At 41.9% G+C, this 24223-nt stretch carries 24 protein-coding genes; 10 read left to right on the top strand and 14 right to left on the bottom strand.

The window, feature by feature from the left end; translation table 11 throughout:
• Window positions 1–24 precede the first annotated feature (24 nt).
• Window positions 25–996 (bottom strand): hydroxymethylbilane synthase, encoded by a 972-nt coding sequence (hemC, locus tag ACM0OP_RS13800; protein WP_414528988.1) that lies wholly within the window; start codon window positions 994–996, stop codon window positions 25–27.
• A gap of 410 nt (window positions 997–1406) precedes the next feature.
• Here hemC and ACM0OP_RS13795 point away from each other — a divergent pair, with 410 nt between their 5' ends.
• On the top strand, window positions 1407–2381 hold the full coding sequence (locus ACM0OP_RS13795) for a YegS/Rv2252/BmrU family lipid kinase (protein WP_414528987.1): 975 nt from the start codon (window positions 1407–1409) through the stop codon (window positions 2379–2381).
• 23 nt (window positions 2382–2404) lie between these two features.
• Entirely contained in the window at window positions 2405–3967 is a 1563-nt protein-coding gene (locus ACM0OP_RS13790; RefSeq protein ID WP_414528986.1) for a metallophosphoesterase family protein, read from the top strand.
• Window positions 3968–4185: 218 nt separating this feature from the next.
• Here ACM0OP_RS13790 and ACM0OP_RS13785 read toward each other — a convergent pair whose 3' ends face one another.
• From ACM0OP_RS13785 to ACM0OP_RS13760, 6 genes are all read right to left on the bottom strand, one after another.
• On the bottom strand, window positions 4186–4581 hold the full coding sequence (locus tag ACM0OP_RS13785) for a hypothetical protein (RefSeq protein WP_414528985.1): 396 nt from the start codon (window positions 4579–4581) through the stop codon (window positions 4186–4188).
• A gap of 194 nt (window positions 4582–4775) precedes the next feature.
• On the bottom strand, window positions 4776–5204 hold the full coding sequence (locus ACM0OP_RS13780) for a CAAD domain-containing protein (RefSeq protein ID WP_414528984.1): 429 nt from the start codon (window positions 5202–5204) through the stop codon (window positions 4776–4778).
• 223 nt (window positions 5205–5427) lie between these two features.
• Complete coding sequence (locus tag ACM0OP_RS13775; RefSeq protein WP_414528983.1) at window positions 5428–5886, bottom strand: BON domain-containing protein; 459 nt, start codon at window positions 5884–5886, stop codon at window positions 5428–5430.
• 118 nt (window positions 5887–6004) lie between these two features.
• Window positions 6005–6697 (bottom strand): general stress protein, encoded by a 693-nt coding sequence (locus ACM0OP_RS13770; RefSeq protein WP_414528982.1) that lies wholly within the window; start codon window positions 6695–6697, stop codon window positions 6005–6007.
• Between the two features lie 576 nt (window positions 6698–7273).
• On the bottom strand, window positions 7274–8278 hold the full coding sequence (locus ACM0OP_RS13765; RefSeq protein WP_414528981.1) for a sodium:calcium antiporter: 1005 nt from the start codon (window positions 8276–8278) through the stop codon (window positions 7274–7276).
• 124 nt (window positions 8279–8402) lie between these two features.
• A complete protein-coding gene (locus tag ACM0OP_RS13760; RefSeq protein ID WP_414528980.1) occupies window positions 8403–9836 on the bottom strand; it encodes an aminotransferase class I/II-fold pyridoxal phosphate-dependent enzyme in 1434 nt (477 codons plus the stop codon).
• A gap of 244 nt (window positions 9837–10080) precedes the next feature.
• Between ACM0OP_RS13760 and ACM0OP_RS13755 the strand changes: the two genes are divergently transcribed.
• Complete coding sequence (locus tag ACM0OP_RS13755; protein WP_414528979.1) at window positions 10081–12357, top strand: cation:proton antiporter domain-containing protein; 2277 nt, start codon at window positions 10081–10083, stop codon at window positions 12355–12357.
• A 7-nt stretch (window positions 12358–12364) separates the two neighbouring features.
• Here ACM0OP_RS13755 and ACM0OP_RS13750 read toward each other — a convergent pair whose 3' ends face one another.
• Window positions 12365–12580, bottom strand: a complete 216-nt coding sequence (locus tag ACM0OP_RS13750) for an Hfq-related RNA-binding protein (RefSeq protein WP_414528978.1) — start codon at window positions 12578–12580, stop codon at window positions 12365–12367.
• Window positions 12581–12750: 170 nt separating this feature from the next.
• On the opposite strand from ACM0OP_RS13750, the gene dapF reads away from it, so the two are divergent.
• Window positions 12751–13590, top strand: a complete 840-nt coding sequence (dapF, locus tag ACM0OP_RS13745) for a diaminopimelate epimerase (protein WP_414528977.1) — start codon at window positions 12751–12753, stop codon at window positions 13588–13590.
• A gap of 296 nt (window positions 13591–13886) precedes the next feature.
• On the opposite strand, the gene ychF is transcribed toward dapF, so the two are convergent.
• The 5 genes from ychF to acsF all read right to left on the bottom strand — a co-directional run bounded on the left by ychF (window position 13887) and on the right by acsF (window position 17913).
• The gene (gene ychF / locus ACM0OP_RS13740; RefSeq protein WP_414528976.1) at window positions 13887–14978 is read right to left on the bottom strand and encodes a redox-regulated ATPase YchF; all 1092 of its coding nucleotides are present in this window, start codon (window positions 14976–14978) and stop codon (window positions 13887–13889) included.
• A gap of 33 nt (window positions 14979–15011) precedes the next feature.
• The gene (locus ACM0OP_RS13735) at window positions 15012–15158 is read right to left on the bottom strand and encodes a hypothetical protein (RefSeq protein WP_414528975.1); all 147 of its coding nucleotides are present in this window, start codon (window positions 15156–15158) and stop codon (window positions 15012–15014) included.
• Window positions 15159–15233: 75 nt separating this feature from the next.
• Window positions 15234–15902 (bottom strand): RNA-guided endonuclease InsQ/TnpB family protein, encoded by a 669-nt coding sequence (locus ACM0OP_RS13730; RefSeq protein ID WP_414528999.1) that lies wholly within the window; start codon window positions 15900–15902, stop codon window positions 15234–15236.
• A 3-nt stretch (window positions 15903–15905) separates the two neighbouring features.
• The gene (locus tag ACM0OP_RS13725) at window positions 15906–16484 is read right to left on the bottom strand and encodes a helix-turn-helix domain-containing protein (RefSeq protein ID WP_414528974.1); all 579 of its coding nucleotides are present in this window, start codon (window positions 16482–16484) and stop codon (window positions 15906–15908) included.
• Window positions 16485–16836: 352 nt separating this feature from the next.
• On the bottom strand, window positions 16837–17913 hold the full coding sequence (gene acsF, locus ACM0OP_RS13720) for a magnesium-protoporphyrin IX monomethyl ester (oxidative) cyclase (RefSeq protein ID WP_414528973.1): 1077 nt from the start codon (window positions 17911–17913) through the stop codon (window positions 16837–16839).
• Window positions 17914–18596: 683 nt separating this feature from the next.
• Here acsF and hemN point away from each other — a divergent pair.
• The 3 genes from hemN to ACM0OP_RS13705 all read left to right on the top strand — a co-directional run bounded on the left by hemN (window position 18597) and on the right by ACM0OP_RS13705 (window position 21221).
• Window positions 18597–19979 (top strand): oxygen-independent coproporphyrinogen III oxidase, encoded by a 1383-nt coding sequence (gene hemN / locus ACM0OP_RS13715; protein WP_414528972.1) that lies wholly within the window; start codon window positions 18597–18599, stop codon window positions 19977–19979.
• Between the two features lie 102 nt (window positions 19980–20081).
• Window positions 20082–20354: a GlsB/YeaQ/YmgE family stress response membrane protein gene (locus tag ACM0OP_RS13710; RefSeq protein WP_414528971.1), complete on the top strand. Its 273-nt coding sequence runs from the start codon at window positions 20082–20084 to the stop codon at window positions 20352–20354.
• A 174-nt stretch (window positions 20355–20528) separates the two neighbouring features.
• Window positions 20529–21221, top strand: a complete 693-nt coding sequence (locus ACM0OP_RS13705) for a manganese catalase family protein (protein ID WP_414528970.1) — start codon at window positions 20529–20531, stop codon at window positions 21219–21221.
• A 327-nt stretch (window positions 21222–21548) separates the two neighbouring features.
• Here the strand turns inward: ACM0OP_RS13705 and purH are convergent, their stop codons facing one another.
• The gene (gene purH, locus ACM0OP_RS13700) at window positions 21549–23087 is read right to left on the bottom strand and encodes a bifunctional phosphoribosylaminoimidazolecarboxamide formyltransferase/IMP cyclohydrolase (RefSeq protein WP_414528969.1); all 1539 of its coding nucleotides are present in this window, start codon (window positions 23085–23087) and stop codon (window positions 21549–21551) included.
• Between the two features lie 305 nt (window positions 23088–23392).
• Here purH and ACM0OP_RS13695 point away from each other — a divergent pair, with 305 nt between their 5' ends.
• From ACM0OP_RS13695 to ACM0OP_RS13685, 3 genes are all read left to right on the top strand, one after another.
• The gene (locus ACM0OP_RS13695; protein WP_414528968.1) at window positions 23393–23629 is read left to right on the top strand and encodes an antitoxin family protein; all 237 of its coding nucleotides are present in this window, start codon (window positions 23393–23395) and stop codon (window positions 23627–23629) included.
• A complete protein-coding gene (locus ACM0OP_RS13690; RefSeq protein ID WP_414528967.1) occupies window positions 23601–24035 on the top strand; it encodes a type II toxin-antitoxin system VapC family toxin in 435 nt (144 codons plus the stop codon). Before ACM0OP_RS13695 ends, ACM0OP_RS13690 begins: the two co-directional genes overlap by 29 nt.
• Before the next feature lie 5 nt (window positions 24036–24040).
• The coding region (locus ACM0OP_RS13685; protein ID WP_414528966.1) for a hypothetical protein at window positions 24041–24223 on the top strand (183 nt) is incomplete at its 3' end.

Raw genomic sequence — 24223 nt, 5'->3', positions numbered from 1 at the left:
AATCACATCTCCTTACCGAATATTTTAGGAACCTCTTTGAATTTCGGTAAATATTTCTTCCAAGATTTCCTGTGCGCCTTGTTTCCTTAACAAGTCTGCTAGTTCTGCTCCTAGCTTTTCGGCATCTTTGGCCGCACCTGTTACGGTGTCTTTTACTAGTTTTTGACCATCGATGCTGGCAACTATGCCGGTGAGAGTTAAGTTATCACCGTCTATTTCGGTATTTACGCCGATGGGTACTTGACAACCGCCTTCAAGTATGCGTAAAAATGATCTTTCTGCCAGACAGCGATCGCGTGTGGGAGTGTGTTCAATAGCTTTGAGGATGGAGATGATTTCTGTGTCATCTGCACGACATTCTATGCCTAAAGCCCCTTGTCCGACAGCGTGGAGGGATATTTCGGCTGGGAGAATTTGATGGATGCGATCGCTCATGTCCAAGCGCTGTAAACCTGCTGCGGCTAAAATCAGAGCATCGTATTCGCCATCATCCAATTTTTTCAAGCGTGTATTTAAATTTCCCCGCACATCTTTAAAGGTGAAATGGGGGAATTTGTGGCGTAACTGCGCTAGTCTTCTTAAAGAAGATGTACCAATGACTGCACCTGCGGGCAGAGTTTCAATTTGTTTATCTTTATATTTATCATGTACAACCAGCGCATCTGCTGGGTTTTCCCGTTCTGTAATTACTGCCAAGGTTAAACCTTCTGGTAAATTAGTTGGTAAATCCTTGAGGGAATGAACTGCAAAATCAACTTCCTGATTCAGCATTCCCACTTCTAATTCTTTAGTAAATAGTCCTTTGTCGCCAATTTTGGCTAATGCTACATCCAGGATGTTGTCGCCTTGGGTAGACATGGTATGGACTTCAAAAGTGATGTCAGGAAAACTTTTTTGGAGTTGTTCTCGTACCCAATAAGTCTGAACTAGGGCGAGTTGACTTTTACGAGAACCAATGCGGATAGTGCGTGCAGCACTGGAAACAACTGAAGTCATAAAACAATATGTCAAACCAGGCGATAAACTTATTCTCATCTAGACTACCGCAGTGGGTAAGTCTCCGGATGGTTATTTTCTAATTCAGGTAAACTTTATGCTGTTTTTTTTACATTTATTTACATTTTTTTTTAATTACTTAGATGGGGAGTAGGGAGTGGGAAACAGCTTTTTCAGTTGTCAGCGCAAAGTGCAGGCTACGCCAACATAAATCAAATGGGTTCTATATAGCAACCGCCAAGGACGTTAGGACACACCAAGAGGTAGGGGAGCAGGGAGCAATTGTAACTTCCCTACTCTCCACTCCCCACACTCCCCAGACTCCACTCCCCACACCCCATCTAACTGGCTAAAATTCAAGACTGGCAAATAATTTGATATGTTTAATTAAAACTTAAGTTTTTCACCCTATGAAGCGTTCCGCTTGCCTTATCTTTAATCCAGTAGCAGGTCAAGGTAATCCAGAACAAGAACTGGCGATGATTCGGTCACTATTAGAGCCAGAAATTGATTTAGATATTTATCAAACAACACCAGAAGTTGGTGCTGACGAATTAGCTCACGCAGCTGTAGAACGGGGTGTAGAAGCAATTATTGCTTCTGGGGGAGATGGGACTTTATCGGCGGTGGCTACGGCTATAGTTGGGACTCATATTCCTTTGGGGATAATTTCACGGGGGACAGCTAATGCTTTCGCCGCCGCTTTGAGGATACCTGACACCATTGATGCTGCTTGTCAGACAATTTTGCGGGGAGCAACTCGATACGTGGATGCAGCTTATTGTAACGATAAGCCGATGGTACTCCTCGCAGGTATCGGCTTTGAGGCGGAAACTGTGGAAATGGCAGACCGGGATGCCAAAAAACGCTTTGGGATTATGGCGTATGTTTTAGCTGGGGTGCAACAACTGCGGAAATTATCTAATTTTGATGTAGAAATTGAGACTGAGGACAGAATCATTACCACCACAGCTTCAGCCGTGACAGTGGCGAATGCGGCTCCTCCTAGTTCGGTGTTAGCCCAGGGGCCAGCCGGGATTATTTATGATGATGGGTTGTTAGATTTAACAATAGTGGCTCCAGAAAATAAAGCTGGTGCGATCGCCGCAACCTTTCATTTATTGCAAACAGCTTCCATGAGTAGCGCCGCCGAGCGAGATGATATTGGCTATTTGCGGGGAAATAGGTTTAAAATCAAAGCAGAACCTCCCCAAAAGGTGGTTTTAGATGGTGAAATGATTGGCACAACTCCGATTGAAGTTTATTGTGTACCAGGAGGTTTGAAAATATTTGTACCCCTGGATCAAGCCACTAGTCCTGTGGAAAAGCTAGAGGGACTTCCTAATTTGACTGTGGAGATGAAAAATTCTGAGGAACAAGAATAATTAAGATTGAGGAGTAGATTGTATTGAAACTGGTTTCTGATCCAGCGATCGCTAAAAAAATTAGCAAGATGCAGCAGAGAGTAAAATGGCAAGATCCGTTAATTCTAGAGCGGAGTATTGACCAAACTCGGCTGGTGTTGGCGAATAATCACTCTGATAATCAAGATTTTTCTTTTTTGGTAGTGGGTGACAGTGGTACTGGTAGTCACCGCGGACATAATCCTCAGCGACAGATTGCAGAACAAATGTTACCCCATCATTCTGAATGTAGTTTTATGCTGCACACAGGAGATGTAATTTATCTGGTGGGGTCGAGTGAATATTACCAGCAGAATTTTATTCGACCTTACCGAGAGTTCCTTGTGGGTGGAGAACATCCAGAAAAGATTGATTATGACCAGATGGTGTTTAATTTGCCCATCTTACCTGTACCGGGAAATCATGATTACTATGACCTACCCATTATTTTAAGTTTGCTGTCCTTTACCACGTTACCTTTGCGGCGTTTACTGCGATCACAATTAGAACTGGATGTAGGTTTACATGGTTCTGGAAAAGGTAGCGCCTATGCAAAAGCATTTTTAGACTATCTTAAAGCCTTGCAGGCTCCTAGTGACTTAGCGCAACATTTAGATAAATATTATACGGCTGAAACAGATACAGGTCGGTGCTTGAATTACCAACCAGGAAGTTTTACCCGCTTACCAAATCGGTATTATACGTTTTGCTACGGCGGGATTGACTTTTTTGCGTTGGATTCCAATACATTTAACGAACCCGCACCAATCCCCAAAACCAGCGCCGGAAGAGAACATCGGCGACGTTTAGAAAAGCGCCGTCAGGAGTTTGAGCAAGAAAAACTGCAAATTATGGAAACCTCAGCCCAGCTAAATCCTGAGAATCCCACCGATGCTGAGAAACTAGATGATTTACAGGGTCAGATATCCCAAATTGAAGAACTGATTATTGATATTGAAAAGCAACTAAACACGGATGTGAACACCGTAACCGATATTGAACAACTGGAATGGTTAAAACAAAGATTAATTAAGTCTTGGAACACCGCAGATATCCGGGGAAGAGTCATCTATTTTCACCATCCGCCTTATGTGACTGAAGCGACAAAATGGCAACAAGCTCAAACTTTAGCGGTACGCGATCGCCTGCGTGGTGTCCTGGATGCAGTAGCTGCAGAAGTAGGTGATTTGACACAGGGAAGACCCCTAGTAGATTTAGTTTTAAATGGTCACGCTCATTGCTTGGAACACCTGAAAACTCTAGATACAGGACACGGAGACGCAAATATTAATTGGGTAGTGTGTGGCGGTAGCGGCTATAGTCTACGTCGCCAAAGAACCGAAGGGGAAGACTTAATGGAAACTATGGGAGATACAAGTAAATTAGTCGCGCGATCGCATCTATTCCTGGGTCGTCATGGTCAAGGTTCCAAAAAGAGACGACCTTATTCCAGTTTACGCATAGATGTCACAGGAGATGCTCATCCCAAATTCATTCTCCGTCCCATAGTTGCCGAATGGTATCAAAGACAATGGCATAATTACGAAATGAAACCTTTCACCATATAGCTGCGGTGTGGGGCGCAAGGGAGAAGAAGAAAAGTTGTTAAGTATACCGTTCGTGTCAAGTAATTTCTAACTCCCCCCTGCTCCCTGCTCCTTTGCTTCTTGTGGGGAGTAGCGTAAAAACCTTTCGGTGTCGTGTCTCACTTTTATGATCAGTTGATACCCTAACGTCCTTGGCGGTTGCTATAAAATCCCTTTCTTCTCTCCCAATTACGGATTGACTAAATTCTCCCTGGGCCTTTACCCCGATTGTCACCCTTTTCTGTCAACTTACCTGCATTATCCTGATTCACTTCTTGGAGTTCTTCCACACGTTCTGCGGTATCTTTAGCTGCGACTTTGCGCGCGTCTCCCGGTTCCTCATAATACATTTCTGGCTCAACAGCATAGTTATTTAGTAAACCTTCTTGGTCTACAGTGTAGCCATCAGTGGTATTGATGCTGTCTGTATTGCTTTGGTTATTTGTGGATGCACCTTCCTGATCTTCTTTTGTCGGAAGAGTTTTATAGTTTTCCCCTTCTCTCTGTTTACGAGCCGCGGTTTCGGCTGGGATTATTCCTCTATCATAAGTATCCACATCTGCACGTTTCGCAGAATCGGGATTTTGATTAGCCATATATTATGCCCTGTTTAAATAACTGCGAGAACTAGATTAAACTGATGTAGATGATAAAACTACTATCTTAAGAAGTAATTATACTCAAAAAATTACAGTTTTTATGCCTTTAGGTATAGTGAAAAATAAAAAAATAGAGGACTTTAGTCCTCACTACAAACCTTTCGCCAGCAACGAAATTCAATTGGCAAAAATTACTCACCCCAAATTTCTTGTTTAAATAATCGAATTTTCTGAGTTAATTCTTGGCGCGGTTCAGTTTTAATCAGATAACGCCAACTAAACCAAGTAAAGTAAGCAATACCAATCAACTCAAAAAATGGCTCTAGTAGAGGAATACTATTAACTGCTCCTAATATTGCTACTAAGACCTTCAATGTAACAATTGCTGTCAGAATTAACGCAAAGTTGATTAAAGCGCGCTGATTTTGCTGAAAAAAGCTAGTTAAATATTCAGGAAGTTCTGCTAAAAAGTCAGTTGTTTTATTCCCAACTCGTCGCCATTCAGCTTCCCCTGTGTCACCTGGCGGTAATTGAGGTAAATTTTCTCCCCCACTTGCTGGTAAAATTCTACCAGATGCGATCGCCTCGGCTGGTTCTAGCTGCTTTTGTTCAGTTTCCATAGTTGTTTAGATTTTGGTAGCTACACTATCCCTTCTAAATTACTTGATATGAATAAAGATCACAATCTGGTTTGTGATCTGACTTAAAAATTCTTCAGTTATAGCAACCGCCAAGGTGGTTAGGACAAAAACGGATCATAAAACCCTTGTAATTAAAGAGTTTTAAGGCTGCTCCCTGATAATTAACCCTAACCCTCGTCAATTGGCGTTGATATGCCGCAATTTAGCCTCTTGGTTGAGCCACAACTGCATCTACAATCACATCATTAACGCCAGAAATTTCTTTTGCTAATGGTTCAATCTTAGATAACTGATCCTCATTACTAACAGTTCCTGAGACAGTTATTAGACCTTCTTCTGTGGCCTCAACCGTCAGCAAACCATCAGGAATATTAGCCTCCAACTTAGAACGGACTTCACTAGCTAAGTCTTCTGGATTTCTCGGACCATCATTTAACGCAGCAGTCCGCTCTTCACGGGCGCGAATATCTGCATCTAATTGTCTTCTGCGGGTTTCACTTTGAGACTGTTCCAGGGATTCTTGTCTTTCTTCTGTGGTTGGTGCTTCTACAAGTTCTCCCGGAGACGGCGCTGCGGGGTCTGTTCTCGCTACATCATCAGCACAAGCAGCAGTACCGAGCAGTAAAACACAACTAATTAGGAAAGGAGTTAGCTTTTGCATTTTTGTCAGTCTTCTTCTCAAATTCAACTTGGGAAAATATATTGGCGGTTATAGGAGTAGTAAAAAGCACAAGTTTGACGCTATTCCTACTCCTGATCAAATGTTTAAGCAAATGAAATTAGATTTTTTCATCACGACGGTCAACAATGACTACATTTGGCTGATCGCGATCGCCTGTTGTGGTGTAATTAGTAGAAACTGTCTCGACAACTGGTGTAGTCTGATGTCTCACAGTATCAGGTTCTAGGTGATGTTCTCGTTGATCATTGGGGTAGTCATAAACACCAAACTCTTCCACACCATAGCGATGAAAAATTGCATCAGCCGCAGCAATTTCAGTGTCTGTCCCTTCTACAATTACTAAATAATGTCCTTGTTCAACTCGCTCGTGATAAACTCTGGCGCGTTCTTCGGGGATTCCTAACCCAATTAATCCACCTATTAAACCACCGGCGGCGGCACCAATCCCAGCCCCAGCTAGAGTTGTCGCCAACGTTGTGGCTGTCGCACCGGCTAGCATAATAGGTCCAATTCCAGGTATTGCTAAGGTTCCTAAACCTATTAACAACCCAGTTATACCGCCGAAAGCACCGCCAGAAATTGCTCCAGCTGTTGCGCCTTGATCGGCTTTATTACCTACTTTTTCTTGTGTGTGAGTTCCTGCGATGTCACCTTTATGCTCTGCATCTTTAGCGATTACAGAAACTCTATCCATTGAAAAGCCCGAACTCTTCAGCTCATGCAGGGCTTTTTCTATGTCTATGCGGTTAGCAAAAGTACCTATAGCTCTTCTACGCACGGTAACAACCATTTGAAAATCTCCTGATTAAATATATTTGATATCCGCTAAACTTTATGTAATTTTGCAGTTTATGCTGCCCCATTCTCTAACATGGAGTCACACTTACTAGCTTGATATCAATACTTTTATTTACACATTTATATAAAATATTTCCATCAATCTAATGACATAAATCTAATCTATGTCATTAGACATAAGTGTATTGATTTGAAATAAATGTATGAAAAACACGAAGATTTAATAGCGTAATTTTTAGATAAGTAGCTCAAATTTAAAAAACGTAATATCCAGATCCCCGACTTCTTAAAGTCAAGGTTGTATGCTTAATTATGTTGATCTACTTATTTCTAAATTAGTTGACTACAAATTAATAAAGATAATTTGAGAATTTTTATGCTTCCAAAATTCCAAAATAATAATTAAACGCAGATAAACGCAGATAATTTTGTACTTTATTAGACGAAGAAATGCTATGTGCAGTTTGGATCAAAAGAATTAACTGCCGATTTGGATGCTTCTACGGTTTCTCATAGCGATATCAACGGAAACGGACACAGCTAGTTTATCAGTGACAGCAATCGTTAATCAACTGCGGTATATGATATACATCGCGCCAAGGTAAAGAGCAATCAGAGTGAGTCCATCCCATGTGACGTAGATTTGGGAGCGACTGACAGCATGATATATCAATCCCACAATGGCGACTGAGGTCATAATCATGGCAATAATGGCAGTGAATAGATGTACGTCGCTAATTTCTAACCACAAATTCCCTTTGATGTACACCACATCGTAAATTCCTAAAATGGCTAAATTCCAGAGATTGGAGCCAAAAATATTAGAAACTGCCATTTCTACTGCGTTCATTCTAATGGCTTCCAGTGATACTACAACTTCCGGAAGCGAAGTAGCAGCAGCTAGTAGCAGTGCGCCGACAAAACTTTGTCCTAGTCCAGTAGCGGCGGATACCTGATCCCCCAAAAATGCCAGCCACACACCTAGAAGGACGGTGATGATAGAAAGTAAGGTAAAATTTAGATAGGCTCGTGCGGGTTTAATGTGTTGGTATTGAGCGGCTTCTGGTTCCACTTCTAAAATAGCGGCGCGTCGTCTAGTCTCAAACTGCGTCATTATCCGGGCGCTAACCACATAGAGAAAGATTAATAATAAGCTGGGAACACCAATCCATCCCAAAGCCAAATGAATACCTTTTTGAGTCAATAACAGTCCCGCCGATGTGACTCCTAACATCCCACAGCCCAGACTAGCAGCTAATCCCAGGCTGACTGGCGCTCGTTTGAGTAATGGCTCCCGTCCACTGACAATATCGAGCATTCCCAAAATCATCAAATTGAACAAACAACTTCCCAAAATTCCCCCCACAGCTAAATCTGGGGCGTTTAATACGGTTACTGCACTTACGCCTGTAGCCAATTCTGGTAAGGATGTGACACCAGCTAAAAGCAAACCACCTACCCAGGTGCGCCCCAGTCCACTTTTTTCGGCGACAACATCAGCACTTTGAGACAGGCGCATTCCTACAGCAATTACTGCTAGGAAACAGATAAAAACTTGAATAAAAAGTAACATAGGGAATGGGGAGTAGGGAGTAGGGAGTGGGGGATTTAATTATCTATCCTCTGATGCAAGAATTAGGAATTACCGCTAATGCGCAGGGTTTCTAATAGTTAGCGTGGGGTAGCCATAGGAAATATTACGAATTAGGAATTATCTTTAATGTTTTGAGACTTGGATCTGCGCAACCAGTAATAAATCCACCCATTGCTTGAATTTGTTGTAAATATTGTAAAGCTTGGGGAGTAATAATTTCTCCTGGCATTAAAACTGGGATTCCGGGAGGATAGGGACAGAGGATTTCGGCGCAGATGCGATCGCAGGTTTCTGACAAAGGTAAAATTTCATTAGCAGCAAAAAAGGCTTCACGGGGAGAAACAGTCCCTAAATTATCCCAGAAAACTAATTTTTCCGGAATTGGAGGATGATTATCTGGTTTCATCTGCGCCAGAGAAATAAAACTTTGCACTAATTGTTCAATATCAGATAAGGTGTTACCCAAACTGATAATAAATGTCAGATGTTGCCATGATGCTAACTCAGCTGTGACACCCAGTTCTTCATCTAAGATGGTTTCGGCTGCAAAACCTGTGAAACCTAAGCCGGAAACGGTGACAGTTAATCGGGTAGGATCTAAATTAGGCAGATTTAATACCGTTAATCCGGAAATTTCACTAATTCGGCTCCTCGCTATCTCTGCAAGTTCTAAGGTGCGAGACATCAGCACTTTTCCCTGTAGTGCCATTTGTTGACGGGCGGCATCTAGGGAGGCTAAAAGTAGATAACTGGGACTGGTAGACTGGACAAGTTGCAAAGCTTTATTTACTCGGTCAATATCTATCCTCTCCCCTTGGATGTGCAACATTGATGCTTGTGTCATCGCACCGAGTACCTTATGAGTAGACTGTACTGTTAAATCTGCACCTGCGGCTAAGGCTGAGGGAGGTAAATCAGGATGAAAGGCAAAGTGCGCGCCGTGTGCCTCGTCTACCAGTAAGGGGATATGATATTGGTGGGTAATTTGTGCGATCGCTTGCAAATTTCCACAAACACCATAATATGTAGGATAAACTACCAGCACTGCCTTAGTATCAGGATGCTTTTGGAGTGCAGCTTGCACAACTTCCGGTGTGATACTGTGAGCAATATCTAACACTGAGTCATATTCAGGATTGACAAAAATCGGGATAGCACCACAGAGAATTAAGCCAGAAATTACAGAAGAATGCACATTTCGGGGCATAATAATTTTATCCCCTGTGCCACAGGTAGCCAGAATTGCTGCTTCAATTCCACAGGTAGAACCATTCACCAGAAACCAAGTTTGTGCAGCCCCAAAAGCCTCTGCTGCTAATTTTTGCGCTGCTACAATCACGCCTTGAGGTGCAAAGAGATTATCTAAATCTGCCAATTCTGTTAAATCAGCTCTAAATACCTTTTTCCCCAGTAAATCAGCTAAGGGTTCAGAAATGCCCTCACCTCTTTTATGTCCTGGGGTGTAAAAAGGAGCGTGAGCATGGGTTGTATAAGCTGTTAAGGCATCTAATAAAGGTGTTTGGTGTTGATTTTGCATTTTTGTAAAAATGAACTGCTTATAATACTAATTAGATTTTTGTGATGCTGTATATTAGGGAACTCCAGAAAATAAATTATCCAATTTCACTGTTTCAAAACGATTGTCCCTCCCCCTGCTCCCTGCTCCCTGCTCCCCGCCAGCGAGAAGGAGACTATGATGTTGAAGAGGAACTGCTATAGCCCCATATCTAAAAAGTTTGTATCCTAAATTTAATAGGACTTAATATTTTTTAGAAAAACTTGTGCCAGAAGATTTTAGACTAATTGTTGATTTAGTTTCAGTTCTCGCCGTCGCCGCCTGTGGTGGGTTGTTGGCTTCACTACTACGCCAACCTGTGCTGTTGGGATATCTGATCGGCGGGATGATTGTCGGACCCACCGGATTGGGAGTAATTAAAGAAGTTATTCAAGTAGAAACTCTGGCTCAGTTTGGAGTCGCTTTTTTATTATTTGCTTTGGGTGTGGAATTTTCCTTTGCAGAACTGAAAAAAGTGAAGGCGATCGCCTTGGGAGGTGGGGGATTACAAATTGTCTTAACGATTTTGTTCACAGTGATTGTTTGCGGAATCACCGGTGCTGGGGAAGATTTACCTGCTAAAGGGGTGTTTTTGGGGTCAATTTTATCCTTATCTTCTACCGCAGTTGTTCTCAAGTGCTTAATGGAACGCAACGAAACCGAAACCCCCCACGGACAAGTAATGCTGGGAATATTGGTGGTGCAGGATTTAGCACTGGGATTAATGATTGCAGTCTTACCAGCCTTAAATCAACCGGCTGAAACCATTGGAATTGCGGTTTTAACAGCTTTGCTGCGGTTGGCTTTATTTGCGGGGGGTGCAGTAATAGCGGGAATTTGGCTGATTCCGCCTTTGTTGCGAATCCTCGCCCGTACCGAAAGCCGAGAATTATTTTTATTAGGGGTAGTCACCCTGTGTTTAGGAATTGCTCTGCTGACTGAACATTTAGGACTTTCCATTGAAATGGGGGCGTTTGTCGCTGGTTTAATGATATCGGAGGTGGAATATGCTGACCAAACCTTAACTTATGTCGAACCAGTCCGAGATATTTTTGCTAGTTTATTTTTTGTCGCCATTGGGATGTTAATTGACCCAATATTTTTGTGGAAAAATCTAGAAGTAATTTTAGTATTGGTAGCACTGGTATTTGTAGGTAAGTTTTTAATTATTACCCCTTTGGTGAAACTGTTTCGCTACCCGTTGAAAACAGCTTTAATTGCTGGGTTAGGTTTGGCGCAGATTGGAGAATTTTCCTTTGTCCTAGCTAGTGAAGGTCAGGCTTTGGGGTTGGTTTCTCGGCGCATATATTTGCTGATTTTAGGAACTACAGCCGTGACTTTGATGCTGACTCCTTTTGTGTTGCGATTAGTGCCATTTTTATTTAATTTTGCCGAATCTATGCCGTGGTTGCAACCCTATTTAGAAGAAATTTATCCCCGTGATGTCTCAGAAAATTTACCTTCAAAAAGTCATGTTGTAGTTTGCGGTTATGGGCGAGTGGGTAGGAATTTGGTGAAGTTGTTACAAAAGCACAATTTAGCTGTGGTGGTGATTGACCAATCAGAAAGCAGGATACAGCAATTACGGGAGGAAGGAGTTCCTTATGTTTATGGTAATTGTGTGAGTCTGCACGTTTTGGAAACTGCGGGAGTAAATCATGCTCAAGGAATGGCGATCGCACTTCCTGACCCCATGAGTACCCGGCTATCTTTGAAACGAGCTTTAGAATTGTGTCCAGAATTGGATTTGGTTGTCCGTGCTACCCAAGATAAAAATATTGAATTGCTATATCAACTAGGGGCGAAGGAAGTTGTTCAACCAGAATTTGAAGCTAGCTTAGAAATGGCTAACCATCTATTAACAGGCTTAGGATTTTCTTCCTTTTTAGTGCAACAGGAAATGAAACAAATTCGTAATGATCATTATTTAGCATTACGACCAGAACAAATACCATCAGAAGTTTCCCGGAATTTGCAGCAAGCCACCCGTGATTTAAATCGCCGTTGGTATACCCTACCATACGATTCACCCTTGATTGATATGAGTTTAGGCGAGGCGGATATTCGCTACTTAACAGGTGCAAGTTTAATGGCTATTCGCCGTGTTAACGAGGCCGAAATAGATTATCCTGATGCTGAAACACGATTAGAAACAGGCGATCGCTTGCTGTTAGTAGGTACGGATGAGGAACTAACATCTTTAGAAGAATTAGCCCAAGGAAAGGTGGCTGTTCCTGGAGTTCATAAGGCTTGTCAGTGGATAACAGTTAGTCCTGACTCTCCGGTTTTGAGTATGAATATTGCACAGTTACATCTTCAGCAACAATCGGGATTTCAAGTCCAAGGGATGCGGCGCGATCGCAAATTTATCCGCAGTCCTGACGGAAACACAGATTTACAAATTGGTGATCAAGTGCTGTTATGCGGTCAGGTGGAGAGTTTAACTAAACTACAACCATTGTTTGCTAGCAGCACTACACCTCTTAGCACATCCTATTCTTAACTCAGCACTACTTGGCTTGGTAGTAGGCGATCGCCTGTTTAAAAATCGTAATTTGGCGATCGGTACTATCCACAATACAAACACAATTATGATCTTGCCAAGCTAACTTACCAATTAGTGAATCACCGTTTACCAGTTTCCACTCCACCAGTGTTTTTTGTCTAAGTAGTTCTTGGAGTTGGCGAATGCTGGGTAGTGAAGTATCAAATTCAGTTGTAGTCATTTTTAGTTATAAGAGAGTAGGGAATAGGGAGTAGGGAGTAGGGAGTAGGGAGGTGTGGGAGGTGTGGGGGAAAAGATTTTTATTTCCAATCCCGAATACCCAGTACCCAGTACCCAATACCCAATCCCTAATACCCCATCCATAATCATTGATAATTGATCATAGGAAAAATGGCAATCGAATTTACTAAGTATCACGGTTTGGGAAATGATTTTATTTTAGTTGACAATCGCCCCTCATCCTTACCAGTATTGACTCCAGAGCAAGCGATTCAGTTATGCGATCGCCACTTTGGGATTGGTGCGGATGGTGTGATTTTTGCCCTCCCTGGAGAAAACGGTGCTGATTACACCATGCGGATTTTTAATTCCGATGGTTCCGAACCGGAAATGTGTGGGAATGGGATTCGCTGTTTAGGTAGATTTATCGCCGATTTAGAAGGGGAAGGGAGAACCAAAGACGCATATCGCATTCATACCCTAGCCGGTGTAATGACACCCCAACTCATGGCTGATGGTCAAGTCAAGGTGGATATGGGTTTACCAAGATTACTCGCCGGAGAAATTCCCACAACCTTGGGTACATCTGACACAAAAGTGATTAATCAACCCCTAGAAGTAGCGGGTAAAACCTGGGAAGTCACCTGTGTAAGTATGGGAAATCCTCACTGTATCACCTTTGTGGAAGATGTCGCCGCCATTGACTTAGAAAATATCGGACCCCAATTTGAACATCACCCAGCCTTTCCCCAACGGACAAACACCGAATTTATTCAAGTAGTGAGCCGAGACTATGTAAAAATGCGGGTATGGGAACGGGGGGCAGGTATAACATTAGCCTGTGGTACAGGAGCTTGTGCATCCTTAGTAGCAGGTGTCCTCACCGGAAAATGCGATCGCACCGCCACAGTAGAACTACCTGGTGGCTGCTTGCAAATTGAATGGTCAGAACCCGACCAAAGAGTTTACATGACAGGGCCAGCCACAAAAGTATTCACAGGTCAACTCTAGCTTGTAGTGAGGGCTTCAGCCCTTGATTGTGTACTCGACTTAAAACTCCTTAATTACAAGGGTTTTATGATCCATTTTTGTCCTAACCACCTTGGCGGGTGCTATACCTACCATGTACACACATCCTGACCCACGCGTAAATCCGGTTCCCCTCCTCGCTTGCGCTACCGTGTACACATATCCTTTACCAAAAAGGGTTTCCAGCCCTAAAAACCCAATTTCACTGTAAATCCAGTTCCCCTCCTCGCTTGCGGGGAGGGGCTAGGGGTGGGGTTAAAATTTAAACGGCAATGATATTACACATTAAACCGGAATAACATTACGTCCCCTTCCTGCACAATATATTCTTTACCTTCACTGCGAACCAAGCCTTTCTCCTTCGCCGCACTCATCGAACCGTGAGTAACTAAAGCATCATAAGCAACAGTTTCAGCGCGAATAAATCCCCGTTCAAAATCAGTGTGAATTACACCTGCGGCTTGGGGTGCAGACATTCCCGCATTAATTGTCCAAGCGCGAGTTTCTTGGGGACCACAAGTGAAATATGTTCGCAAGCCCAAAAGGGTATAAGTCGCCCGAATTAAAGATTTTAATCCGCCTTCTTCTACACCTAAAGATTCCAGAAAATCAGCCTTATCTGCTTCTGGTAACTCCACTAATTCCGCTTCCACCTGCGCCGAAACAATCACCACTTGGGCATTTTCATTAACTGCAACTTGGCGGACTTTTTCCACAAACTCATTCCCCGTTGCTAATTCATCCTCAGAAACATTAGCTGCGTAGATAATTGGTTTATTAGTCAGTAATTCCAGTACCTTAATAATCTCCGCTTCTTCTTCCGTTAGACTTACCTGACGGACCGATTTACCCTCATTTAAAGCCGCCGCCAATTTTTCTAAAACTGTGATTTCAAACTGTGCATCTTTGCTACTGCGGGCTTGTTTACGAGTGCGATCAATGCGCCGTTCAATTTGTGCTAAATCTGATAAAGCCAGTTCTAAATTAATGATTTCAATATCTCGCACTGGGTCAATAGAACCGGCGACGTGGATAATATCTTCATTCTCAAAACACCGTACCACATGGACAATAGCATCAACTTGGCGGATGTGGGACAAAAATTGATTACCTAGTCCTTCTCCTTGACTAGCACCTTTGACTAGACCAGCGATATCGACAAACTCCACCCGTGCGGGGATAATTTGGGCAGAAGTAGCAATTTTAGAGAGAACATTTAAGCGCTCATCCGGTACTGAGACAACGCCTACATTCGGTTCAATCGTGCAGAAAGGAAAGTTAGCTGCTTCCGCTTTGGCGTTAGCAACGACAGCATTAAATAAAGTAGATTTTCCGACGTTGGGAAGTCCGACAATTCCGGCTCTTAGCATTTTTGATTGGAGATTTTTAACTACAAAGTCAATTTAAACAGGTTCAGGTATGGTTTGGGGTATTGTCCCTGGAACCGTTTGAGGAATAGGTGCTGGTAATGGTTGGGGAGTGGGTAATGGGTTCGGTTCGGGGTTGGGTATTTGTGGTTCCGGTACAGAAATAGCTGTGGGATAAATCACGGTAGGTCTGATTTTATTATTCGACTTTCCCAAGCTAGATGATAACCCAGATAATCTACATCCGATTCAAAAAAGCTAACAAATGCCAGCTTTTTCTTCCTGTTTCATCCTAAAAGTGTCGGCACTATCTAGTCCACAGGCTAACACGGTCAATCTGACCGCTTCTTGTTTGAGGTTAATGGCAGCATTTACGTCTCTGTCACACTCAAAGCCGCAGTGATCACATTTAAACACTCTTTGAGATAATGACAGAGATGTTTTCTTCTCTCCACAATGGGAGCAAGTCTTACTACTGGGATAAAATCTATCCACAATCACTAACTTACTGCCATAAAGTTGGGTTTTATACTCTAACTGCCTCCTCAATTCATAAAAACCCATATCAGCTATAGCTTTTGATAACTTTCCATTGGCTAACATCCCGGATACATTTAAATCTTCTATTCCTATAACCGCGTGGTTTTTGCTGATATAGGTGGTTATTTTATGTAATGTATCTTTTCTGATGTTGGCTATCTTCTGGTGTAATCTCGCTATGTTTACACAGGCTTTTCTATAGTTATTGGAACCTTTTTGTTTATGTCGGTTCAAATATTGCATTCTGGCTAATTTAGACTCATACTTTTTATAGCTTCTGACTCCATCAAATATTTCTCCAGTTGATAATGTGGCTAGATGATTTATTCCTAAGTCTACGCCTACAAACTCTTGATGTTTGGTTGTTTCACTGGTTTCTACTTCTATTTTCTACGAGATAAACCATTTATCAGCTTGTTTACTTATGGTGAGTGATTTCGGTTTATATCCTGTGGGGAGGTTTTCATAGGTTTTTATCCAACCGATTACGGGAACTTTTACTTTTCTCTGGTGAATGTGAATGGCACCATCTAAGGTAAATGAGTCTTGTTTCCCTTTTTTCTTAAATTTAGGAAATCCTTTGTTTTTTTTAAAGAAGTCTTTAAAGGCATCTGAGAGATATCTTAATGCGTATTGAGGAGCGCATTTCGACACTTGATAATACCAAGGATGGGTGGATTTAATGGATGCTACTAACCATTTATGTAAATCTATGGCTGTGGGAAATTTAATTTTTTGAGAGAGTGCTACACCAGGGTTTCCCTCTGTAGGCGACTGCGTTAGCGCAGTGTTAGCGACGTTAGGAGCTTCACCCTTCGGGTGTTCTGAGTGCTGTTTATTATGTAGTAATACTTGCTGACAAAGTGCTAAACCACAATTCCAAGCGTGTCTGGCTACTCCTGCGTGTTGCGCCAGTAGTATTCGTTGTTGCTTGTTTACTTTGAGTTGGGTCTTAAATCCTAGTAGCATGAAGTTATTTTACTGTTAATTCTGTCACTTAGTCAGTAGATGACAGGGATTTTGGCTCAAATGTGAGTGTTTGTCAGCTTTAGAAAGCAAAACTTTAACTAGCTACTAACCCCCAAAATGGCAGTCCTAATACCAATTTAAGATAAAGATGTATAAATAGAATTTAACCAAAAATCCAGTTCCCTTCCTCGCTGACGGGCTAATGGATAGATCGCTGGCGGGGAGGGGGTTGGGGGTGGGGTGATTGTATTTCACTCAACCGTGAAATGCTATATGTGAGACGAGACGTTTTTAGATCCCCAATTTATTGAATAAATTGGGGATCTGAGCCTTTATTTGCAGCATTTAATCTTTAATGAACTGTACCGCGTGTTGATTCTGTATCAATGGGTTTGATCAAGTAAAGGCGCAACATATTAGCAAAAATCGAGAACATGGGGGGGATTTTTTTCCAGAACTTGACAAATCCAGAACCCTTACCCTCTTTGATTTCTGCCAATCTCTGAGTACCGAGGAAACACTCTTCTAATCGCCAGAAAAAGTCCGGGTGATTAGTATCCAAAATTAGAGGAAATGCTCCGGCAGAGGTATTATTTGTCTCCTGAATTACTCTATTATTGTACTGACGGGGATGTATGCCAATGGCTTCGTAAAATGTCGCCCGTTCAAATACTGTAATGGTATGGGTGACAAATACCGTCAGCAAGAAGAAACGTACCCACAACCGCGCTTTCCAACTTTTCCATAGTTTGGGTTGCGATCGCAATAACGCCTTAAAGAAATCCCCATGTCGGTTTTCGTCCTGACACCAACTTTCAAACTTGCGGAACAAGGGATAAAATTGATATTCGGGATGTTTTTCAATATGGCGATGAACTAAGATATAGCGCCAGTAACCAATTTTCTCCGAGAGGTAAACAGTGTAAATTACCCACTCTGGCGGAAAAAAGGTATATGTGCGATGTTTAGTTAAGTAGCTTAAATCCAGAGACAGATTAAAATCAGCCATAGATTTATTCAGAAATCCCGCATGGCGGGCTTCATCCCGTGCTAGATAATTAAAAGCATCAGCCAAGAGAGGATTTTTGTCTTTGAGTCGGCGGGATAGTTCTTTAAACAGCAAAAATCCGGAAAACTCAGAAGTGCATGAACGCTCTAAAAAATCAATAAAAGCGCGGCGTTTTTCTCCTTGAACGTGATTCCAAGACTGCTTAAACTCTTCATCGCGCACAAAGTGGTGGCGGTTATAGTCAGCACGCAACTCTTCAATCACCGCCCGTAACTCAGTCTCATTGGCGGAAATATCTAAATTAGCCACTGCGTCAAAGTCAGTGGTATAAAACCGAGGCGTTAATAAGGTTTCCTGCACTGGGGCTTTAATCCCAGGCTTCAATAATTGAGGTTCGGGAGTTTGAACAGACTTAACCATGAGACTGCTTTCATGCTTTATCTTTTTATAGTTATATAAGCATAAATTATATAAATCGCACAAGAGATAAAATATTAAAATTTTAGGATGTGGGGAGTGGGGAGTGGGGAGTAGGGAGTAGGGGGAGTGTGGGGAGTGTGGGAGGTGTGGGAGGTGTGGGAGAGCATCCCATGTAAAAAACCTATTAAACCCTCTTACCTTGGCGTTCTTTGCGTCTAAAGCCCAAGGGGCATACGCTGCGCGTTAGCGGAGCTTTCGCCTTAGCGATAGGCGGTTCGTTTTTCCATTCTTCTGTCAGCAAAAATCCCGTAAATAGATTGAATTTGCAAATTTGCGAAGTGGCGAAAGCCGAAAAATATAAAGAAATATTAGTAATTTTATAGTTAGACAGATATTGATAGTTAAATGATTTTGGGAGAGAAAAATGATGCAAAACCAAAAGATCCTATCATTTCTGCAATTTAGGCTGTTTGGTTGAACTCAACACATTCCGCACTGCTACTACTCTCTACACTAGTATAAGTTGGCATAAATTAGCCACCGTGGGAAATGCCTAAAATCCTAATTCTAAATTTCGCCAACTGCTAATAAACAATAGCGAAATTATACAAATTGATTGCATGGAAATTTAATTTCCGCCACGCTGCATGAGGCGGGATAATCGCAGTTTTTTGGAGGTTTTGATGGTTTTTGTCTTGCCTGGTGTTAAATTTGATCTGGAGATGATCAAAAAGTATGATAATCCTACACCCAGATACACGAGTTATCCGCCGGCTACGGAGTTAAACGCAGAATTTACTACAGGTGATTTTCAAGGTGCGATCGCCGCCTCAAATAACCGAAAATCTCCCCTGTCTTTATATTTCCATATCCCTTTTTGTGAAAGTGCTTGCTACTTCTGCGGCTGTAATACAGTTATTTCTAGAAATAAAAATATTGCTAAACCTTATGTAGAGCATTTGGCGCGAGAAATCAAGAACATGGCGCGCTTGATTGATCCAGACAGAACAGTCTTACAAGTTCACTGGGGTGGTGGTACACCAAACTATTTAAATCAAGATCAAGTCAAATTCTTGTGGGAACAAATTAGAGAAAACTTTAATATTGATCTACAAGCAGAAATTTCCATTGAAATTAATCCCAGCTACGTTGATCAAGAGTATATTTTCTTTTTGCGTGAAGTAGGATTTAACCGTGTTAGTTTTGGGATTCAGGATTTTAATCCTCAAGTCCAACTAGCTGTGAATCGCATCCAGCCAGAAGAATTATTATTTAATGCGATGAGTTGGATTAGAGCAGCCAAGTTTCAGAGTGTAAATGTAGACCTGATTTATGGTTTACCTTATCAAACTCTAGAAAGATTTCAGGAAACAATTCAAAAAACCATTAAATTAGATCCTAATCGTATTGCTGTTTTCAACTTTGCTTATGTCCCCTGGATGAAGCCAGCCCAAAAAAATATTCCCGAAGCCGCATTACCTCAACCCCAAGAAAAGTTAAAAATTCTCAAAATGACCATTGAAGAAATGACCAAAAACCAGTATCTTTTTATTGGAATGGATCATTTTGCCAAAAATCATGATGAACTGGCGATCGCCCAACAAAATCGCACCCTCCAGCGCAACTTTCAGGGGTATACCACCCACTCCTCCACAGAACTTTTAGGCTTTGGGGCGACATCCATCAGTATGCTACATGATGCTTATGTGCAGAACCACAAAAAATTAAAGGATTATTATCAGGCAATTTCCGCAGATATTATCCCTCTAAGTAAAGGTATTAAACTGAATCAAGATGATATTATTAGACGGGATGTAATCATGTCGATTATGTCTCACTTCCATCTGCATAAACAAGATATAGCCGAAAAATATCACATCAATTTTGATGAATATTTTGCCCATGAACTAGCAGCCTTAGCGCAACTCCAAGCCGATGGACTCGTTAATATTTCAACGCACCACATCCAAATTACAGATATTGGTAGATTACTAGTGAGAAATATTGCCGTGATTTTCGATAACTATCATCAAACCAAAGAACGGCGATTCTCCCGATCAATTTAAAAAGTTTCTCTACCTATTGATTTTCGTAACTCTTTCCTCTGATAGAAACAATTCTAAACAGGAATTGATATACTAATTAAAGTTGAGACTTCGAGGACGTTTATGAATCTTATTGCTTGGGCAGTGTTAGGACTTTTAGCTGGTGCGATTGGTAAAGCAATCTATCCCGGTTATCAGGGTGGTGGTATTCTCTCAACCATGATTTTAGGTATTATCGGTGCGTTTGTTGGAGGTAGTGTCTTTACTTTATTGCAAACGGGACAACTACAATTAACGGCTGCAAGTTTAAGTATCCCTGGTCTGTTTGTTGCCGTTATTGGTTCCATGATTGCTATCTACTTATGGGGACTCTTTAGCAGTCGCCGTAGAACCTAAATTTATCTTAGTTGCGGTGTGAATTATTTATTTACTTGCCGCTAAATACTAATTTTTTTGATTTCCAGAATAGATACTACCCCATTGGTAGTATCCGTAGCATATTTTTTGTATTTAATATTAACAGATAATTACATTTTATTTAATTAAAAATGGTTTTTAAACAGGCAAACTATGTTTTACCACAAAAAAGAGCCGATTCACTCCGTCAATATTTCGGAATCTGACCCTCGTTTTGCTCAATTACTCCTAGAACAGTTTGGGGGAGCAACTGGGGAACTATCCGCAGCTTTGCAATATTGGGTGCAGTCATTTCATGTGGAAGATCCGGGGATTCGAGATATGCTCCAGGATATTGCATTGGAGGAATTTAGCCACCTAGAAATGGTTGGGAGACTGATTGAAGGTCATACCAAAAATATGGATCAAACAGAAGCATATAAAAGCACACTGTTTGCTGTCAGAGGGATGGGGCCTCATTTCCTAGATAGTCAAGGAAGCGCTTGGACAGCTAATTACTTAAATGAAGGTGGAGATGTAGTCCGAGATTTGAGGGCTAATATTGCGGCTGAAGCTGGCGCACGTCAGACTTACGAAGCACTGATTAAACTAGCAACAGACCAGGGAACTAAAAATACTTTAGTACATCTGTTAAGTAGAGAAGTTTCTCATACTCGGATGTTTATGAAAGCGCTGGATTCACTGGGGAAATTGACGGAGCCATTTTTTGGTAATATTCAACCTGATGAAACTGTTGATATCTATTACAACCTATCGACGAATGGCGACGGTAAAGATTCCCGTGGTCCTTGGAACTCTGAGCCAGAATTTAAATATGTCGCCAATCCACTGGAAGGGAAGTCTTGAGGGATGTGGGTGAAAAATTAAAAAGCGCCTGGGAGTGTTGCCGTGTTTCCACCCCAAACGCTTTTTATCTTTAACTTGCTCCTCACACACAACTAGAGCATATCATCTCTTTTCGGTAATGGCAAGTATTTTGAGTTGCTATTTTTTCTAGTAAAATTTCTGAGAGCAATACAAAAAGCGCTTGGGAGTGTTGCCGTGTTTCCACCCCAAACGCTTTTTATTTTTAACTTTGCTCCTCGCACACAACTAGAGAATACTGCTGTTTGGGCAAAAACCAAGTGCGATATGTGACAGTTAGTCAAGTGGCACACAATCCCTGCTAGAGATTTAATGTAAAAAGTGGCGTATACCTGTGAATACCATGACTAAACCTAATTCGTTTGCAGCCTTGATGGAATCTTGATCGCGCAAACTGCCTCCTGGTTGGACAATGGCGGTAATTCCGGCGGCGGCGGCGGTTTTTACAGAATCATCAAAGGGGAAAAATCCATCACTGGCGAGAATTGCACCTTGGGCTTTTGCGCCGGCTTGTTCTAAAGCTATTTTAACGGAACCGACGCGATTCATTTGACCTGCACCTACGCCTAGTGTAGTGCGATCGCTGGTAATGACAATGGCGTTAGATTTAACGTGTTTACAAACTTTCCAAGCAAATAGTAACTCGGCTAACTCGTCGGGGGTGGGTTGACGTTCGGTGACGACTTGCCATTTATTTGCATCAGCGATTTGATTATCGGCAGCCTGGACTAAAAAACCGCCGGCGATCGCTTTCACAGTATCTTGAGGGCCACTATTCAAATCTGCTAATGTCAAAATCCGTAGTTTAGATTTCGCTGCGAGAATTTCTTGGGCTGCGGGTTCACAACCAGGCGCAACCACACATTCTAAAAATGTCTTTGTTAATTCATTCGCTGTCGCCGCATCAATGGGGCGATTCAGGGCGACAATTCCCCCAAAAGCCGAAACAGCATCAGCATTAAAAGCTTTTTGATATGCTTCCACAAGGGTATTACCCACAGCCACACCACAGGGGTTTGTGTGTTTAATCACCGTAGCGGCGGGGGTATCAGTAAACTCCGCAATAATCAGGTGGGCGGCTTCTAAATCCACCAAATTGTTATAACTCAATTCTTTACCTTGCAACTTCTTAGCCGCAGCCCAACCAGTGGGCGTTGTACCGCTTTGATACCAAGTAGCAGGTTGATGGGGGTTTTCGCCGTAACGCAGAGATTGCAATTGCTGTCCAGATAGGTTGTATTGCTGGGGTAAAGTATCGGCATCTTCTTGGCTAAGATAAGCTGCTATCGCTTGGTCATAACTAGCCGTATGAGAAAAGCCTTTTAAAGCAGATTTTTGGCGAAATTCCAAAGATGCAGTCCCGTCATTTTGGCGCAATTCCTGCAAATATTCCTCATATTGTGCCGGGTCACATAATACCGTCAGGTGGGCGAAATTTTTCGACGCAGCCCGTAACATCGCCGGACCACCAATATCAATTTGTTCCACCGCTTCAGATAAACTCACCCCAGGTTTGGCAATGGTTTCCTCAAAAGGATAAAGATTCACTACTACCAAATCAATGGGACGAATTTGGTTATTTTCTAAATCAGTCAAATGTTCAGGAATATCTCGCCGCGCCAAAATTCCGCCATGAATGCGAGGATGTAAAGTTTTTACCCGACCACCTAAAATCTCCGGTGAACCCGTATAATCAGAAACCTTAGTCACAGGTAGCCCAGCATCCTTGAGGGTTTTTGCCGTTCCCCCACTGCTGATTAAATCAAAATTAAACTCTTCCACCAAGCGACGGGCTAAATCAACTATTCCTATTTTATTAGATACACTCAGCAGTGCTAGACGCGCCATGTTTTAGTTCCTCAAATGTCCGGTGTGAAGCCAAAGATCACCAGTTTTACATAAGGCCGGGTTGACTTCAAGACCAGATTACAGAACTAGGCGACTGACAAACAAAAAAAGGCTGTAAACCATGAGGAGAATAAAAATGCGATCGCCTCAACAATCATCTTTTCAAGTTTTGCAGGGGCGATCGCACTGTTTTGTTACTATGAGGTGCGACCGATCAGTCTATAGCTATGGTGATAGGCGATCAATTCTTGATATTAAGCTTGAAAATAGTAGAATGATAGAGAAGCAATATTTGATAAAATGCTATGCTCCAAATCTTAGATGCGCTGTTCGATGGCGAAACCCTTATTCCTGCAACACCTTTAAATATCAAACCAGGGACAAGAGTAAGGATTATTGTTGAAAGCCTATTACCTGAGGCTAAAGCAACCAGAAAATCATTCTTGCAAACTGCCAAATCTTTAAAATTGCAAGGCAATCCAGACTGGTCAGAAAACATAGACCAATATCTGTATGGAGAAAGCCAGTCAGAAAATGCCTGAAGTTTTTTTAGATACATCCTTTGCGATTGCCTTATCTGCAACCACTGATCAAAACCATGCTAAAGCAGTTAATCTTGCTGAACAGATAGAACTTCAAAATCTCTATCTCGTCACAACTCAAGCAATTTTGCTGGAAATTGGTAATGCACTTTCAAAGCAAAGATATAGGACTGCCGCAATTCAACTTCTTGAATCTCTTGAATCAGACCCAAATGTTGAAATAGTGCTTTTGACAAATGAATTGTATTGCGCTGCCTTTGAATTATTTAGAAATCGCGAAGACAAAGAATGGGGACTGGTTGACTGTGTATCATTTGTTGTGATGCAAAATAGAGGAATTTCTGAAGCCCTCACTGCGGATGAACATTTCAATCAAGCAGGATTTCGGGCGTTGTTAAGAAATTAATAAATATGCGATCGCCTCAAATATCATTTGAAGGGTTGCTGGAGGCGATTCTTACGGAGCTATTTGCGATCGCACTAATAATATTTAAATTACGGTTTAAGGGTTATTTACTCTTTTGCTTAAATACCAAGCAATCAGAAATGTTGAATCTCGTTACAAAACTTTACATATTCAGGTATAGTAGTTTT

Source organism: Nodularia chucula CCY0103, assembly GCF_963923915.1.
GTDB lineage: Bacteria > Cyanobacteriota > Cyanobacteriia > Cyanobacteriales > Nostocaceae > Nodularia > Nodularia chucula.
Note: the sequence above shows the minus strand (reverse complement) of the source record. Positions and strands in the feature narration are given on the sequence as shown.

Excerpts from the sequence above, each read along its gene's own strand:
- ACM0OP_RS13780 (WP_414528984.1), bottom strand. The coding sequence starts at position 5,204 with ATGGAAACTGAACAAAAGCAGCTAGAACCAGCCGAGGCGATCGCATCT.
- ACM0OP_RS13760 (WP_414528980.1), bottom strand. The coding sequence starts at position 9,836 with ATGCAAAATCAACACCAAACACCTTTATTAGATGCCTTAACAGCTTAT.
- ACM0OP_RS13785 (WP_414528985.1), bottom strand. The coding sequence starts at position 4,581 with ATGGCTAATCAAAATCCCGATTCTGCGAAACGTGCAGATGTGGATACT.
- ACM0OP_RS13710 (WP_414528971.1), top strand. The coding sequence starts at position 20,082 with ATGAATCTTATTGCTTGGGCAGTGTTAGGACTTTTAGCTGGTGCGATT.
- dapF (WP_414528977.1), top strand. The coding sequence starts at position 12,751 with ATGGCAATCGAATTTACTAAGTATCACGGTTTGGGAAATGATTTTATT.
- ACM0OP_RS13770 (WP_414528982.1), bottom strand. The coding sequence starts at position 6,697 with ATGGTTGTTACCGTGCGTAGAAGAGCTATAGGTACTTTTGCTAACCGC.
- ACM0OP_RS13695 (WP_414528968.1), top strand. The coding sequence starts at position 23,393 with ATGCTCCAAATCTTAGATGCGCTGTTCGATGGCGAAACCCTTATTCCT.
- ACM0OP_RS13705 (WP_414528970.1), top strand. The coding sequence starts at position 20,529 with ATGTTTTACCACAAAAAAGAGCCGATTCACTCCGTCAATATTTCGGAA.
- ACM0OP_RS13795 (WP_414528987.1), top strand. The coding sequence starts at position 1,407 with ATGAAGCGTTCCGCTTGCCTTATCTTTAATCCAGTAGCAGGTCAAGGT.
- acsF (WP_414528973.1), bottom strand. The coding sequence starts at position 17,913 with ATGGTTAAGTCTGTTCAAACTCCCGAACCTCAATTATTGAAGCCTGGG.
- ACM0OP_RS13690 (WP_414528967.1), top strand. The coding sequence starts at position 23,601 with ATGGAGAAAGCCAGTCAGAAAATGCCTGAAGTTTTTTTAGATACATCC.
- ACM0OP_RS13750 (WP_414528978.1), bottom strand. The coding sequence starts at position 12,580 with ATGACTACAACTGAATTTGATACTTCACTACCCAGCATTCGCCAACTC.
- purH (WP_414528969.1), bottom strand. The coding sequence starts at position 23,087 with ATGGCGCGTCTAGCACTGCTGAGTGTATCTAATAAAATAGGAATAGTT.
- ACM0OP_RS13765 (WP_414528981.1), bottom strand. The coding sequence starts at position 8,278 with ATGTTACTTTTTATTCAAGTTTTTATCTGTTTCCTAGCAGTAATTGCT.
- ACM0OP_RS13725 (WP_414528974.1), bottom strand. The coding sequence starts at position 16,484 with ATGCTACTAGGATTTAAGACCCAACTCAAAGTAAACAAGCAACAACGA.
- ychF (WP_414528976.1), bottom strand. The coding sequence starts at position 14,978 with ATGCTAAGAGCCGGAATTGTCGGACTTCCCAACGTCGGAAAATCTACT.
- ACM0OP_RS13775 (WP_414528983.1), bottom strand. The coding sequence starts at position 5,886 with ATGCAAAAGCTAACTCCTTTCCTAATTAGTTGTGTTTTACTGCTCGGT.
- hemN (WP_414528972.1), top strand. The coding sequence starts at position 18,597 with ATGGTTTTTGTCTTGCCTGGTGTTAAATTTGATCTGGAGATGATCAAA.
- hemC (WP_414528988.1), bottom strand. The coding sequence starts at position 996 with ATGACTTCAGTTGTTTCCAGTGCTGCACGCACTATCCGCATTGGTTCT.